Source organism: Ahrensia sp. R2A130 (assembly GCF_000179775.1).
In the GTDB taxonomy this organism is placed as follows: Bacteria; Pseudomonadota; Alphaproteobacteria; order Rhizobiales; family Rhizobiaceae; genus Pseudahrensia.
The window spans coordinates 15,476-30,147 of sequence record NZ_AEEB01000017.1 but is presented as its reverse complement, the minus strand read 5'-3'; the positions used below and the strand labels follow the sequence as shown (position 1 = coordinate 30,147).

The window sequence follows — 14,672 nt, the reverse complement described above, 5'->3', positions numbered from 1 at the left end:
ATTAACCCTGTCGGTTAGGCCCGTTCCTTAAGTTTGTAGCGCCGGAATCCGCGCAAAAAGCGCCAAAGCTTCCGGATTGGCCAGCGCCTCGCGGTTCTTCACCTCACGTCCATGCACAATATCGCGCACGGCAAGCTCGGTAATTTTGCCGGACTTCGTGCGTGGAATGTCAGCAACCGGCACGATGACGGCTGGAACATGGCGGGGAGATGCGCCTATTTTGATGCGCGAGCGGATTTCTGCCTGCAGCTCATCAGTGAGGTTCACACCTCCGGTGAGGCGGACGAACAAGACGATGCGCGTGTCGGATTGCCATTGCTGGCCGATACACAACGCCTCTTCGATCTCCACCATGCGCTCGACCTGATTGTAGATTTCCGCTGTGCCGATGCGCACGCCGCCGGGATTCAGCGTGGCGTCGGAGCGACCGTGAATGACCATGCCTCCGCGCGACGTCCATTCTGCAAAGTCACCGTGGCACCAGACATTATCGAAACGGGCAAAGTATGCGTCGTGATATTTCGAGCCGTCGGGATCGTTCCAGAAACCCACTGGCATGGACGGGAAAGGGCGGGCGCACACCAACTCGCCTTTTTCACCTTGAACGGACTGGCCATCATCATCCCAAACCTGCGTGTCCATCGCCAGCATCGGGCCCTGAATTTCACCGTCGAAAACAGGCTTCCACGGGACACCGCCAACGAAACATGCGGCGATGTCAGTGCCACCGGAAATTGAGGCCAAGTGCATCTCGGGTTTGATGGCGTCGTAAGCGTAGGCAAAATTTTCCGGCGCCAGAGGTGAGCCGGTGGAGGCCAGTGTGCGCAGGCTTTTCAGATCATGACTGTCGGTTGACCGCAGGCCATGATTACGAAGCGCGTCGATAAATTTGGCAGACGTTCCGAAGAACGTGATGCCTTCCTGTTCAGCGAAATCGAACAGCACCTCAGGTCCTGGCGCAAAAGGCGAGCCGTCGAACAGCATTACCGTCGCTTCCACCGCCAGCGCGGAGACCAGCCAGTTCCACATCATCCAGCCACAAGTGGTGAAATAGAACACGCGATCGCCACGGCGCATATCGCAATGCAGCGCTTGTTCCTTGATGTGCTGCAACAACAGGCCGCCCTGCCCGTGAACAATACATTTGGGTATGCCCGTCGTGCCGGATGAAAAGAGAATGTAGAGCGGATGGTCGAAGGGCAGCCGCTCGAATGTGATCTGTTTGGCGGTGTGAGCCTCCATCACATCCGGCCAAGCGTGGATGTTGCCCGCAGGCAATGCGCCTGTTTCCAAATACGGCACGAGCAGAACGGGGCAGCCCAGTTGAACAGCAACCGACTCGACCTTCGCCCCCACATCGATGGGCTTTCCATTGTACCAGTAGCCGTCGCAGGCGATAAACAAGGATGGCTCAATCTGGCCGAACCGATCCAACACGCCCTGCTCTCCAAAGTCGGGCGAACATGACGACCAGATCGCACCGATGGAATTTGCAGCCAACATACAGGCAATCGTATGCGGCAGGTTCGGCATCATGGCAGCGATGCGGTCACCCTTGCCAATGCCCATTTCGTGAAACATCTGCTGCAGTTTCGAGACCGCCTCGTGCAGATCATCGAAGGACCACGTCATCGCGACCTTGTCTTCACCACGAAATATCAGTGCCGGTTCGGGGCCGGTGCGGCGCATGAGATTTTCGGCAAAGGAGATCTTCGCGTCCGGAAAATAGTTCGCGCCCGGCATAGCATCAGGGTTCTCCAGAACGCGCGCGCCCTGGTCTCCGATCACGGCACCATATGACCAAAGGGCAGACCAGAACGCTTCCTGTTTCTCCACCGACCAGCGATGAAAGGCATCATAATTATCCGCGCCAAATCCGTTTTGCGCGGCAAACTCCGTCATACGTGCGCTCGCGATGCGGTCGGGTGATGGTGTCCAGAGAGGTATTCGGCTTGTCATGGTGGTGGCTGTCCCATTTGTAGGCGTGTTTGCGGCGCAACGGTGCAGCGTCACTTTCGCCATAGGGCTGCCAACTTCGCAAGACCAGAATCAAGAGGCAAAACGTTCGCTTAAAATAGTGGAGCGTTCTCCCAACCTTTGATCGCGAGTGATATTCTCAAAGCTGCGGATTGGGCGTATCGTGATCGTACAAACCGGTGCGCAACGACAACAGGAGACGGCGTCACCCTTCATGAACAAGTGGCTTAAAATCGCTATTGGCTTTTGCCTGTTCATCGTGGTCGCTGTGGTGGCCGCTCCCAAATTGCTATCGACGCCGACTGTGAAGGCACGGGTTGCCGCTCAACTTTCCGATGTTTTGGGCCTGCCGGTACAGCTCAACGGATCAAGCCAAGTGTCTCTGCGTCCTTATCTCGGCGTGTCCTGGAGCGATGTTGTTATCGGGCAAAATAGCGACGCCATGCCGTTGCTCACCATGGACCGGCTGGACGCCAAGCTTACACTGTCGGCTGCGCTGTTCGGTGATGCACGCCTGTCGGAACTCACCCTTGTGCGCCCTGTGCTACGGCTGGTGCGCGATGGCCAAGGCACCGGCAATTGGCAAGCGGCAGACGGCCAATTGGGACAATGGTTTGCGGGTAAGAATACCGGCTCGGTCGCTCTGGGCCGGTTGATGATCGTGGACGGCATCGCGCTTCAAGACGATGCCACCACCAGAACGTCCCGCAAGTTAACCGGCTTGCAAGGTGAGGTCGTCTGGTCGCGCACTTCATCAGCGGCAAGTGCAAATTTCGGAGCCATCTGGAACGGCGAACCGTTCCGCATAACAGCGCAGATCGATGATCCGAATGCCATGCGTGACGGAAAAGCCAGCGATGTGGCTTTCACACTGTCTGCCAATCCGGCGCAATTGTCTTTCAATGGAGAAATGGTTCGACCCGGCGCTGAAAACGATACCCGTTTTTCCGGCAATCTTGCGATGGAAACGACCTCCATAATCCGTTTTCGGGAATGGTTCGGCCTGCCACGAACGGCACTGGACATTATCGGACCGGCGCGGGTGAGCGGCCAGTTGGACATCAACGGAACCCGTGCCGACCTTGCCGATGCGAGTGTGGATATCGACGGACAGACCGGAAACGGTCAACTCAACTTTCAGTGGAACCGCGAGGGTGCAGCGCTGCTATCGGGCACACTGGGCTTCAATCAAGTGGCATTTCCCAATCCCATGATCGTCGACAAGCCTTGGGCAGACCTCTTCGGTCATCCGCACGGCGCAAAACATATCGATCTTGATCTTCGGATCTCGGCGGCCAGTGCAACGATAGGCAATGCGCCGGTCAGTGATATTGCTGCCGCTGTGCTGGTTCAAAATGGCCGGACGACCATCGATATCGCGCAGGCGGATATGCAGGCCGGGCAGCTGACCGGCAGCATCAGGCTCACCCCGTCCGACATAGTTACGGATAAACTTGCGGCGGTGACCGCAAATCTGGCACTTACCGGAACCGAGTTTGGCGCGTTATCGCCCGATACCGCCTACGGTCTGAGCGGCAAGGGCCGCACCAGTTTTCAACTCGAGGCGAAGGGATCGGACCTTAAATCCATGATGGGAAGCCTTGGGGGAGATGTTGTTTTAGAAATTGGACCGGGAGAACTGCGCGGCTTGGATGCCGAGGCGCTTTTGAATGCCGGTGACGGCAACAATGTTACGACCGGCGGAAGCACCGCATTCGACACGGGACGGCTTGCACTCTTCATCGTTAGCGGCACGGCCTATGTGCGTGAAGGTCAGTTTTCCAGCGCGGAGACAGACCTAAATTTCGGCGGGCGGATCAACATCGGTGAAGGCACACTGGCACTTCGTGGCGAAGCCCGCTCCAAAACCACGCCGGACCTTAAACCAGCGACCATTTTTGTAGGTGGAACGTCAGCAGCTCCGTTAATTGTGCCTCTGCCGAATGCTCTTGCTCCTGCGGCTGAGAAAACCGGGCCAGCGCCAGACAAGCAGCAGACCATCGAGAGCCAGTAGCTCAGTTCATGGTGCGCGGGTTGTCCGATGCAGCTTCCATCTCGGCAAGTGATTTTGCAGGAGCTCTGCCGTCGCCCAATGATACCGGCGCGAACAACTCGCAACGTTCCGCCACACCTTTAAGGCAATGCGCTCCGACCGAGGTCCAGCGTTCCGGCTGAACTTCGGCGATATGCGCAGTTACCAGAATGGGCGGATCGAATGTTTTGGTCATGGTTTCGATGCGCTCGACCTCATTGATCGTCGGACCAATAACGCTGAACGACAGTCGCGAGGCCACTCCTATATTGCCGAACATCAACGTTCCGCAATTGATGCCGAGACCGAAGCGGAACTGCGCCTTGCCTTCTTTTTTTGCGCTCGGCGTTCACCTGTTCTGCGAGAGCAACGGTGCGCTCCATGGCACAAGTCGCGGCACAAATGGCGTTGCCACGTTCCTCGTCCGTCTGGAAGGGGAAGATGGCCAGCACCGCATCACCTATGAAATCCAACACCTCGCCACCAAGTTCGATAGGTGGACCGGCGGTGCATTCGAAATAGGCGTTGAGGAGGTCGAGGAAATCTTCCGGTTTCATCGTGTCGGCCAGCGCGGTGCTGTCACGCATATCGGCATACCAGACGATTGCCTGCGTCTCATGCCCGTCGCCGAGCTTGATGGCACCATCAAGTACCTGTTGCCCGGCCTGTTTGCCGAGATATGTCTCGGTAATGTTGTTGGCAATGCGCTGTTGCACGGCGTTTTTAACCGCTGTCGCCAAACGCCGCTGGATCTTCGCAAGCGCTTCAAGATTATCATCGGAAAAGCCGTTCGCTTTTTCGCACGACCATGTCACGAGAATACCTGTCGCTGCCGCCCCACGCTTCACTGTCTTACCGTTGAAGGGCGTCGATTTTAGAAAATAATCCGTGTAGCCCATCTCTTTCAGCTCTTCGAGGATGGGGAAATCCACCAACTCGTTCGGGCCGGTTAAATTACGGCGCAGCATGTCGAGATCGTTGTCGAGGATATAGCGCATGGGACTTGCAAGCCACGCATCGGACGCCTCGTCCTGATGCTTGAACTGCTCGAATTCGGTATCAGCGCCGATTTTCCACAAAATGGTTTCCGCCTGAAATAGCGGGTGCAGCGTCGGCCACGTGAGCCGCGCGCGGGTTATGGGAACGCCTGCCGCATGAAGCCGGTTACAAGCAGCATCGAACATTTCAACAATATCCGGCTGCGCCAATGCCTGATCGATCAGCCACTCGCCAATTTCATTGATGATGGTTTGTCCGGCCATATCTGCGCCTTTGATCGTATTTTGCCGATGATTGTATGTGGTATATAAGGTCTGCTTTTCAAGCAGCAGATGTCGCCAAATCACGCTGACGTTTTACCTCTTGTCGTTTCATCGTAAGCGACGCGATGATGACCCCTGCAGTAACCACACCGACAAGCAATGTGCACACCGCATTGATCTCCGGCGTCACGCCCAAACGCACCTGCGAAAATATTTTCATGGGCAACGTTGTAGCACCGGGACCAGAGTTGAATTGCGCGATGACGAGATCATCCAGCGACAAGGTGAATGCCAACATCCAACCGGCTGCGACCGCAGGCGCGATGATGGGGAGTGTGACGGAAAAAAACGCCCGCGCAGGTGTCGCGCCGAGGTCTTGCGCCGCCTCCTCCATCGAAGGGTCGATGGACAGCAGACGCGATTGCACCACCACGGCGACGAAACACATGGAGAAGGTGATGTGGGCAAGGATTACGGTGGTGATGCCACGGTCCATGCCCACCGCCACGAAAAGCAAAAGCAGCGACAGGCCTGTGATGACCTCCGGCATGACGAGGGGTGCATAGATCATGCCTGAGAATAGAAACCGCCCTCGAAAGCGGGTGAAGCGGACCAGCGCCAGTGCCGCGCAAGTGCCAAGAACCGTGGCAACGCAGGCCGAGATGAATGCCACCCGCGCCGTGACCCACGCTGCGCCCATGAGCGCTTCATTGGAGAGCGCTTCGGCATACCATTTTGTCGAAAAACCCGCCCAAACCGTCACCAGCCGCGACTCGTTGAACGAGTAGATGATGAGCAGCAGGATCGGCACGTAGAGAAACGAAAAGCCGAACACGAGCGCGGTGATATTGAAGGGCGTCAAACCACGCTTCATCGATTCGCTCCGCTGCTCTTATTTATTGCTTCGCTCCGCTGCGCGGTCATGTTCCAGCCTCTCTGGCGCGGGCCTCACTGCGCTGAAACAGCATGATGGGGATGAGCAAAATGAGCAGCAGAATGATCGCCACGGCAGACGATACCGGCCAATCGCGGTTGGAGAAGAATTCGTCGTAAAGTACGCGACCGATCATCAACGTGTCGGAACCGCCCAGCAGGCTCGGGATAACGAACTCACCCACCGCCGGAATGAAAACCAGCAGGCAACCGGCCACCACGCCCGACATGGAAAGCGGCCAGGTGACCTGCCAGAAGGCGCGTACCCGCGTTGCGCCAAGGTCGGCGGCAGCCTCCAGCAGGTCCGGTGATTGCTTCTCCAAATTCGCGTAAAGCGGCAGGATCATGAACGGCAGGTAGCTGTAAACGATGCCGATATAGACCGCCCAGTCGGTGTTCATAATCGTCAGCGGTTCGGAAATGATGCCCAACCAAAGCAAGAACTGGTTGAGCAGACCTTCCTTTTTCAAGATGCCGATCCATGCATAAACGCGGATGAGAAAAGATGTCCAAAACGGCAGGATCACCAGCATCAACAGTAGGGGTCGCCAATTTCGTGGCGCACGCGCCATGGCGTAAGCCAGCGGGTAGCCGATGAGAAGCGTTAGAAATGTCGAGATGAGCGCGATCTGTAAGCTCGACAGATAGCTTTTCCAATAGAGGGAATCGGTGGTGAGAAAGACAAAATTCTCGATGGAAAACTTCTGAATATCGTTCCACCAACCAGCGATCCCATCGGCAAAATCGAAGGCCGGAATATAGGGCGGCATTGCGATGGCGGGTGCCGAAAGTGACAGCTTTGCCACCAGCAAAAATGGCGCGAGGAAGAACACGGCGAGCCAAGCATAGGGCAGCCAGATGACGGCAGACTTACCGAGACGCTTCAGCATGGTGACGGCGGGTTGGTCATCGGGTCAGCAGCCGCGCGGCGGACGGGTCGCAGCCGATCCAGACACGCTCTTCCCAAGTCAGGGTTTCGTCTTCGTCACCGTGGGAATTGAGGACCGCGACACGGACAAACTGATCGCCAGTCCCGTCCAACTTCACCTTGTAGAGCGTGCGCCCACCAAGATAGGCGATGTCCCATACCTCGCCAGCCAACGGGTTTTTCAGACCGGTTTTCTTGCGTGAAATCGTCAGCTTTTCAGGCCGCGCGGCGAACCACGCGGTGCTACCGGTGGAGGGTGTTTTGTCGGTCACGACTTTCACCACCGAGCCATCCGCCCGCTCCAGCGTGGCGATGCCTTTGGTGATGCCCGTGACCTTGCCTTCCAGCAAATTGATGTCGCCCAAAAAGTCCGCAACGTAACGGCTGTTGGGCTCTTCATAGATCACCGATGGCGGGTCCACCTGCACGATTTTGCCACTGTCCATAACCGCAATACGGTCGGCCACCGTCATCGCTTCTTCCTGATCGTGGGTGACGATCATGAAGGTGATGCCGAGGCGTTCTTGCAGGTCGATCAACTCGAATTGGGTTTCTTCCCGCAGCTTACGGTCGAGCGCACCGAGCGGCTCATCGAGAAGCAGCAGCTTGGGTTGTTTAGCGAGCGAACGGGCCAGCGCCACGCGCTGCCGTTGGCCGCCGGAAAGTTGGTCGGGCTTGCGGTTGCCGTAATCTTCCAGCTTCACCAGCGACAACATCTCGGCAACCTTGGCGTCGATGTCGCCTTTCGCCATACCATCCTGCTTCAAGCCGAAGCCTATATTTTTCGCTACGCTCATATGCGGGAAAAGCGCGTAGGACTGGAACATCATGTTTACAGGGCGGCGGTAGGGCGGCACGCCGACAATATCTTGCCCTTCCAGATGGATAGAGCCTTCGCTCACTTCTTCGAAGCCTGCGAGCATCCGCATCAAAGTGGTTTTGCCGCAGCCGGACGGGCCAAGAAGCGCGAAGAATTCACGCTCGTAAATGGAGAGCGACAGGTCATCCACTGCCGTCACCGCGCCGTAGAGTTTGGTGACGTTGCGGAACTCTATGAAGGGCGTTGGTGCGCCTTCCAAGCCTTCAGCCAGCCAAGGCTGGAACGTGCGGCGCGGGCCTGATGGTGCTGCCATTTGGCCCGCCCCGATTATCTACTGCGGCCTTATTGGCCGGTCTTCACCTTGGTCCAAGCGCGGGTTAGGTTGCGCTGTTCGCGGGCGCCCCACGGCGTGGTGACATAGAGTTTGTCCAGCGTCGCCTGGTCAGGGTACACGGCTGGATCTTCTGTGATTTCTTTTTCCAGCAGCGGCTGCGAGGCCGCGTTACCGTTTGCGTAGAACACATAGTTCGACGCTTTGGCGATCACCTCAGCACGCATGATGTAGTCGAGGAAAATGTGGGCTTCTTCGACGTTTTTGGCGTCTGCTGGAATGGCCATCTGGTCGAACCACATCAACGCGCCTTCGGTTGGAATAGCGTAGCCGAGTTCGACACCGGCATCGGCTTCCGCAGCGCGGTCGCGGGCCTGGAACACATCACCGGACCAGCCGACAGCCAAGCAAATATCGCCATTGGCGAGCGCGTTGATATATTCCGACGAGTTGAATTTCTGGATGTTTTCGCGCGCTTTCACCAGCAGTTCTTCAGCAGCGGCGAGGTCTTCGGCAGACTTGCTGTCTGGATCCTTGCCAAGGAAGTTCAGCGCGGCGGGCACCATTTCCTGCGGGGCATCCAGCATGTGGACGCCGCAATCTTTAAACTTCGCCAGTTTTTCAGGATCGAAAATAACATCCCAACCGGTGACAGGGCCACCAAGACGCTCCTGCGCTGCTTTCACATTGTAGCCGATGCCGGTGGTGCCCCACATGTAGTTGATCGAGTATTTCTGGCCCGGATCGTAAACCTCCGTGCGCTTTTCAACAACGTCCCACATGTTCTTCATGTTGGGCAGCTTGGACTTGTCGAGTTCCTGAAAGACGCCTGCCTGAATCTGGCGGGAGAGGAACGTGGCGGATGGCACGACGACGTCGTAGCCCGTGCCACCAGCAAGGAGTTTTGTTTCCAGAACCTCGTTGGAATCGAAGACGTCGTAGACGACCTTGATGCCGGTCTCGGCGGTGAATTCCTTCAGCACTTCTTCGTCGATGTAGTCCGACCAGTTATAGACATTGACCGTGCGCTCCTGCGCATGTGCAGCCGTGGTGAGAGCGACGGCGGCGGTGCCTAGAATCAGGGATTTGACGAAATTGCGCATGGGCTAAGTCCTTGTCCGAAGAAGTCGTTGTTGGTCTGAGTGGACCGTGTTGGGGAAAGTCTAGGGCAGGCCGCGCTCGGTACGCAAATGCAAAATTGGCAACGGGGTGAACTCGTTCCGGCTACACGAAAGTGGTGCGTTCGAAATCGCTGACATGGGCTGTGAAAGTCGCCAGTTCCGCAGCCTTCACGGCGCAGATGATGCGGTGCATTTCTTCGCCCAGTGCGGCCTTCGCAAAGGCGCTGTCTTCGAACACATCCAACGCCTCGGCCATGGATGACGGCAGGCGCGGTCCACGGTTGGGCGTGGCGCGATCGTAGGCGTTTCCGGTAAGTGCAGGTGGCGGATCGCGGCGCTCGTCCAACCCTTGCCGCATGGCTTCCAGCAGCACGGCGAGAAGCAAATAGGGGTTGGCATCCGCGCCCGCCACGCGGTGCTCGATGCGGCGTGCGACTGGCTGTGCAGCAGGCAAGCGAAGTGCGACGGAGCGGTTGTTGTCGCCCCAGTTGGCGCGGGTGGGCGCGTAGGAACCCGGTGCCATACGGCGGAAACCGTTCCATGTGTTGACGAAAATCAGGGTAGTTTCCGCCATGGTTTCCAGCAGTTTTGCGACGGCGTGACGCTGGCGATCTAGGCCGTCATCAGCAGCGAAAATGTTGTCGCCCGCATCGTTCAACAGGCTGATGTGAACGTGCATGCCGTTGCCGGGATGTTCGGGAAACGGCTTGGCCATGAAGGTCGCGACCATGTCGTAGTTGCGCGCGGCTTCCGTCACGATACGACGAAGCTGCACGGCATCATCTGCGGCGCGCAGCGGGTCGGCGCGGTGGGTCAGGTTCACCTCGTATTGGCCGGGCCCCGCCTCCTTGACCACCGTGTCGATGGGCACACCTGCCCAATCCGCCGCGCGGCGGATGGCGGCGAAGACCGGGGCTTTTTCCGCCAGCGCCTCGAGGTCGTACATGTGAGTGTTATCGAAGGCCGCGTCCGTTTCTGCCACCGTGAACGGCGCGCCGGTGCGGGCGTCTGTGGTCAACAGATGAAATTCCAACTCGACAGCGCAGACGGCGGTCAGACCCTCTGCGGCCAGCCGTTCGACGGCCCGACGCAGCACGGTGCGGGCGCATCCACCGAAGCCTTCGCCCTCCGGCGTCAATGTTTCCAACATCACCTGCGCGGTGGTGGCTTGGTGCGGTTCGACCAACCTGCCGTCGGACCATGGAAGCGCAGCCAGCGTTTCAGGCACCGCAACGCAAAAGCCGTCACGGTCTCCGGATTCGATGTGCAGTCCCGTCTCGGAAACCTCGCTGCCCCAGATATCGAGCCCGTGCAGCGAGAGCGGAAAATTCACGCCCGACCCGAAGGCCTTCTTCAACGTGGCTACCGGCGCCCATTTGCCCCGCGCGATGCCGTTGGGGTCCGTCAGCACGAGTTCAACAGTTTCCAGCGCCGGATGGGCATCGAGAAAGGTTTGAAGCTGTTCGTTTTGGGCGTCGGACATGAAAAGACCGGTATCGAAAGTTGTTCGATACCGGTCTTAGAATGTTTTTCTTCCGCTTAGAAGCGGTGCGAGCGAACCATGCTGACCAAAGGTCTGCCGGAGCGAAGAGCGACCGCCGTTAATACGGCGCGCCCGCGCAGCGAAGGGCGAAGCCCGACAGCGTGAGCGCTAAAGAGAAGCTGCAAACTTAGCGATAGTTTGCTGATACGCCGTGGATTCGTTCCACGAATTCAGTACGCGGAAGTTCTTGCTACCGGGCTGGTAGGAACCCATGCGCTGCCAGCCATTGCGGACCAGAAAGTTCGCCGCAGAAGCCAACGCATCGGCGCGGGAACGGACGAGGTCGCGTTTGCCATCATTGTTATAGTCGATGGCATATTTCAGGTAGTTTTCAGCCATGAACTGCATCTGGCCGAGTTCGCCATGGCCTGCGCCCTTCATAGCAGCGCGGGAAATCCAGCCCTTGTCGTAGATCTTCATCGCGGCCAGCAGGTTCTTGGAAAACAGGCCGGTGCGGCGGCAATCATGAGTCAATGTCGCCAGCGCGTTCATCGTATCGATCTTACCGGTGTAGCCGCCAAAATTGGTTTCCATGCCCCAAATCGTGGCCAGAACTTCCTTCTGAACGCCGAAGTTCTTCTCCAGTGAACGGAACAGACGCTTGTTCTTGGAAAGCGCACGTTTCACGCGGGGAGCGAGCCCTTTGGTCTTCTTGGAATAGAAGCTGTTGAAGTTGGTCTTCGAGCGACCGGCAGACTTGAAGAACTTGGCCTGACGGCGGTCGAACTTGATGACGCTGTTGGAGTATTTCGCATCCATCAGCACTTTCACGCCCTTGCGGCCGATGCCGTTGCGCTTGGCCTTGGCGGCGAAGTTTTTCTTGAACTGGTTGAAACCAGCCGATGTGTTGGAGCAGGCGGCGTAGGCGGCCGGTGTTCCAAAAATCATGGCGGACGCCAGAATGGTGGCGGTGATCGAAACTTTCATCGAAATTCCCTTGCTATCTTTGAACGCGGCGGCCCCGCCGGACGTTTCCCCAAACTCTGCCAAGCCCGTTATTCAGACCTGCGAAACAACACGTTGCGGCACAATGCGAAGACTTCATGGCAGGCAGACCCTTAACACGGCGTTAACCATGTTTCACCCGACCACTGCGTGTCAAAAGTCACACCTCACTGTGTTCGGATTTTTTGTGCTCACGCTGTCGGCCACAAGTGGCCTTCGCTGCGCGGGCGCGGCGCAACTAGCGCCGGGCGGGCTTTCCCGCCTCGCAATTCGCGCAAAGTGCGCGGATTGCTTTTGCTCACTCGTAAATTTCGAGAGCGCCTACCCACTGGAAGGCGATGCGGCTGAGCCTGCCAGCAGGCCGCCGTCGATATTGATTTCAGTGCCGGTGATGTAACTCGCCTCGTCGGAGGCGAGCATAGTGCAGATGGCGGCGACTTCGCTGGCTTGGGCGAAGCGTTTCAGCGGTGTGTCGGCGACGAAGGCGGCCATGTTCGCCCCGCGATTCTCGCCCTGCCCCAGCATCGGTTCCCACATGGGTGTCAAAACAGCGGCGGGGTGGATGGAGTTGCAGCGGATTTGCGTGCCGAGTTGAGCGCAGTAAAGCGCGACGCTTTTCGTGTGGTTGCGGACGGCTGCCTTCGACGAGGCATAAGCAGCGGCTGCCGGAATGCCCACGAGGCCGGAGCGGGACGAGATGTTGATGATCGAACCCGTTCCAGCCTCTTTCATAGCGCCGATGGCATAGCGACACCCCATAAACGTGCCGTCGAGATTGACGGCATGGACGGCGCGCCATTCTTCCAGCGAAGCGTTTTCAGGGTCGTGCGCGACCACAGCGTCTTCGAAACCCGTTACGCCCGCATTGTTCACCAGCACGTCGATGCGCGGGTGTTGCTTGGCCAGCTTTTGCCAGTGAGCTTCTTCCCGCACATCCAGTTCCAGAAATTCGCAACCCAATTCATCGGCCAACGTCGCACCAGTCGCCACGTCTTTATCCGTGGCGATGACGGTAGCGCCCTCGTCCAGATATGCGCGGGCAATCGCTTCGCCGATGCCACGTGCAGCGCCGGTGATGACGCATAGTTTTCCGTTCAATCGTTCAGCCATGAGATGCCTTTCTTACGTGAGCCCATACGGTCCGAAGCCGGAAACAAGATCGTCCAAACCAAGCGGACGTGTGACCGGTGGGGCGGAGCGGGCGATGCAATCGTTGCGTTCGCATAAGCGGCACGCGGGGCCGATGGGAACGGGGGGGACGACCTGAACGTCGCCCAATTGTTTGGCGTGGACGATGCCGTGGCCCGCAGCCTCATCTCGCAACAAGACGACAGGCCCGCCTTTCGTCCCCTGCCCTTGTTGGGCGGCAAGGACTGCCGTGGCTGGCGCGTCAGCAATGCCCAACAGCGTGGCGGTGTGGGCGGGGCGTTCTCCAGCCAGCGAGCGGGGGCCGGGTGCCGTCGCGCAGAGAGTTAGGAACACCTGCCCTTCCTGATTGACCACCCGCTCGCACATGACCTCGCGCGGACGCGAAAACGCTGTGTGGACGGCGAGTTTCGGGCAGGCACCGCCGAACGTAGCGCGGGGAAAACCCTTGGCACCCAGACGCCGCAGCACGTTTCCGGCTTGGTCGATCTCCAACATGAAAAACGACAGTCCAGCGCGGCGGTTACCGCTCTTGTCCTGCAGCGACACCAGCCGTTGCGCGACCTGATTGAAAACCACGGAAAAGCGTGTCGCCAGAATGTTCATGTCATGGCTGACGCGTTGGGCGGTTTGAAGAAAACGGTCGTAAGGCATCAACACGGCCAACGCCGTGTATCGGGCGAGTTCCGAGCGGGCGAGGCGGCGGGCTTCATCGCCGGTGATTTTCAGCAGGTCGAGTTCCGCATCGAGCTCCTTGCCGTGCCGCAGTGTCACCAATTCCTGCACCAGCAGCTCCGCCCGCTGCGATGGCGTAAGGCGCTCCGACAGGAAAAGCCGCCGCGTGTGACGATCAAAGCGCTTGCGCCAAACGGGCATGGTTTCCACCGGCAACACCTGCGTGGTGATGCCGTAGTTTTGCAGCATCACCCGTTGCACCGCGAACATGCGCTCGGCGTGGCCTAGGTTGGGCGAACCGTCTTCGCCTTGCATGTCTTTCAGAATATCGTCCGCCAGCCGTTCCAGAGCCGGAAAACACCACGGCACAGATTCCAGAATTGCGTTCACCGCATCGACGGGAAGCTGCGCCTGTTCAGCAGCTTCACCGCTTGCCCCCTCGCCCATCATGCGTGACAGATCCGACAGCCGTTCCTGCTGCTCGCGGTAGGCGCGGTACAGTTTGACCACGGCGGTGGCCGCGTTGGGCGCGCCATCGGAAAGCTCCACCAATTCCGTATCGCCAGGCAATTCGCCGGACAGCAACGGATCGGCGAAAACTTCCTTCAGCGCCGCAACGCCACCGTCTTCGCTGCCGGGCTGCAGGTCGGTCACATCGATATCGAAGGTGGAGACCAACTTCATCACGAGTTGTGCCGTCAATGGGCGCTGGTTGCGCTCGATGAGATTGAGATAGCTGGCAGATATGCCGAGCTGCTCCGCCATTGCGGTTTGCGTGAGCGATAGGCCCGTGCGGATGCGGCGGATGCGCGGGCCGATAAAGATTTTCGTGTCGGCCATGCAGCACCTCACATAAAGCAAAGTCAGATTGTGACAATTTTTACAATCTGACAAGAGCATTGCGTGAAGAGTCGTACAAACCAACTCGAAAAGACTACAACAAACCTATTTTTACCGTG

At 58.2% G+C, this 14,672-nt stretch carries 12 protein-coding genes; 1 reads left to right on the top strand and 11 read right to left on the bottom strand.

Annotated elements, in window-relative coordinates; translation table 11 throughout:
- Window positions 1-27 precede the first annotated feature (27 nt).
- Window positions 28-1,959 (bottom strand): acetoacetate--CoA ligase, encoded by a 1,932-nt coding sequence (locus tag R2A130_RS09345; protein WP_040305692.1) that lies wholly within the window; start codon window positions 1,957-1,959, stop codon window positions 28-30.
- Window positions 1,960-2,191: 232 nt separating this feature from the next.
- Between R2A130_RS09345 and R2A130_RS09340 the strand changes: the two genes are divergently transcribed.
- On the top strand, window positions 2,192-3,991 hold the full coding sequence (locus tag R2A130_RS09340; RefSeq protein ID WP_040305590.1) for an AsmA family protein: 1,800 nt from the start codon (window positions 2,192-2,194) through the stop codon (window positions 3,989-3,991).
- A gap of 1 nt (window position 3,992) precedes the next feature.
- On the opposite strand, the gene R2A130_RS09335 is transcribed toward R2A130_RS09340, so the two are convergent.
- The 10 genes from R2A130_RS09335 to R2A130_RS09290 all read right to left on the bottom strand — a co-directional run bounded on the left by R2A130_RS09335 (window position 3,993) and on the right by R2A130_RS09290 (window position 14,553).
- Window positions 3,993-4,205 (bottom strand): hypothetical protein, encoded by a 213-nt coding sequence (locus R2A130_RS09335; protein WP_040305588.1) that lies wholly within the window; start codon window positions 4,203-4,205, stop codon window positions 3,993-3,995.
- Window positions 4,206-4,224: 19 nt separating this feature from the next.
- On the bottom strand, window positions 4,225-5,271 hold the full coding sequence (locus R2A130_RS09330) for an adenylate/guanylate cyclase domain-containing protein (RefSeq protein WP_009757777.1): 1,047 nt from the start codon (window positions 5,269-5,271) through the stop codon (window positions 4,225-4,227).
- Between the two features lie 58 nt (window positions 5,272-5,329).
- Window positions 5,330-6,145, bottom strand: a complete 816-nt coding sequence (locus tag R2A130_RS09325; RefSeq protein WP_009757776.1) for an ABC transporter permease — start codon at window positions 6,143-6,145, stop codon at window positions 5,330-5,332.
- Window positions 6,146-6,191: 46 nt separating this feature from the next.
- Window positions 6,192-7,094, bottom strand: a complete 903-nt coding sequence (locus tag R2A130_RS09320) for an ABC transporter permease (protein WP_009757775.1) — start codon at window positions 7,092-7,094, stop codon at window positions 6,192-6,194.
- A 16-nt stretch (window positions 7,095-7,110) separates the two neighbouring features.
- Window positions 7,111-8,265: an ABC transporter ATP-binding protein gene (locus tag R2A130_RS09315; protein ID WP_009757774.1), complete on the bottom strand. Its 1,155-nt coding sequence runs from the start codon at window positions 8,263-8,265 to the stop codon at window positions 7,111-7,113.
- 29 nt (window positions 8,266-8,294) lie between these two features.
- On the bottom strand, window positions 8,295-9,386 hold the full coding sequence (locus R2A130_RS09310; RefSeq protein WP_009464821.1) for a polyamine ABC transporter substrate-binding protein: 1,092 nt from the start codon (window positions 9,384-9,386) through the stop codon (window positions 8,295-8,297).
- Window positions 9,387-9,507: 121 nt separating this feature from the next.
- Window positions 9,508-10,887: a glutamine synthetase family protein gene (locus tag R2A130_RS09305; protein ID WP_009464820.1), complete on the bottom strand. Its 1,380-nt coding sequence runs from the start codon at window positions 10,885-10,887 to the stop codon at window positions 9,508-9,510.
- A gap of 168 nt (window positions 10,888-11,055) precedes the next feature.
- Complete coding sequence (locus R2A130_RS09300) at window positions 11,056-11,874, bottom strand: lytic transglycosylase domain-containing protein (RefSeq protein ID WP_040305689.1); 819 nt, start codon at window positions 11,872-11,874, stop codon at window positions 11,056-11,058.
- 339 nt (window positions 11,875-12,213) lie between these two features.
- A complete protein-coding gene (locus tag R2A130_RS09295; protein WP_009464818.1) occupies window positions 12,214-13,002 on the bottom strand; it encodes an SDR family oxidoreductase in 789 nt (262 codons plus the stop codon).
- Window positions 13,003-13,014: 12 nt separating this feature from the next.
- Window positions 13,015-14,553 carry a short-chain fatty acyl-CoA regulator family protein gene (locus R2A130_RS09290; RefSeq protein ID WP_009464817.1) on the bottom strand — a complete coding sequence of 513 codons (1,539 nt, stop codon included), beginning with the start codon at window positions 14,551-14,553 and terminating at the stop codon, window positions 13,015-13,017.
- Between the last annotated feature and the right edge of the window lie 119 nt (window positions 14,554-14,672).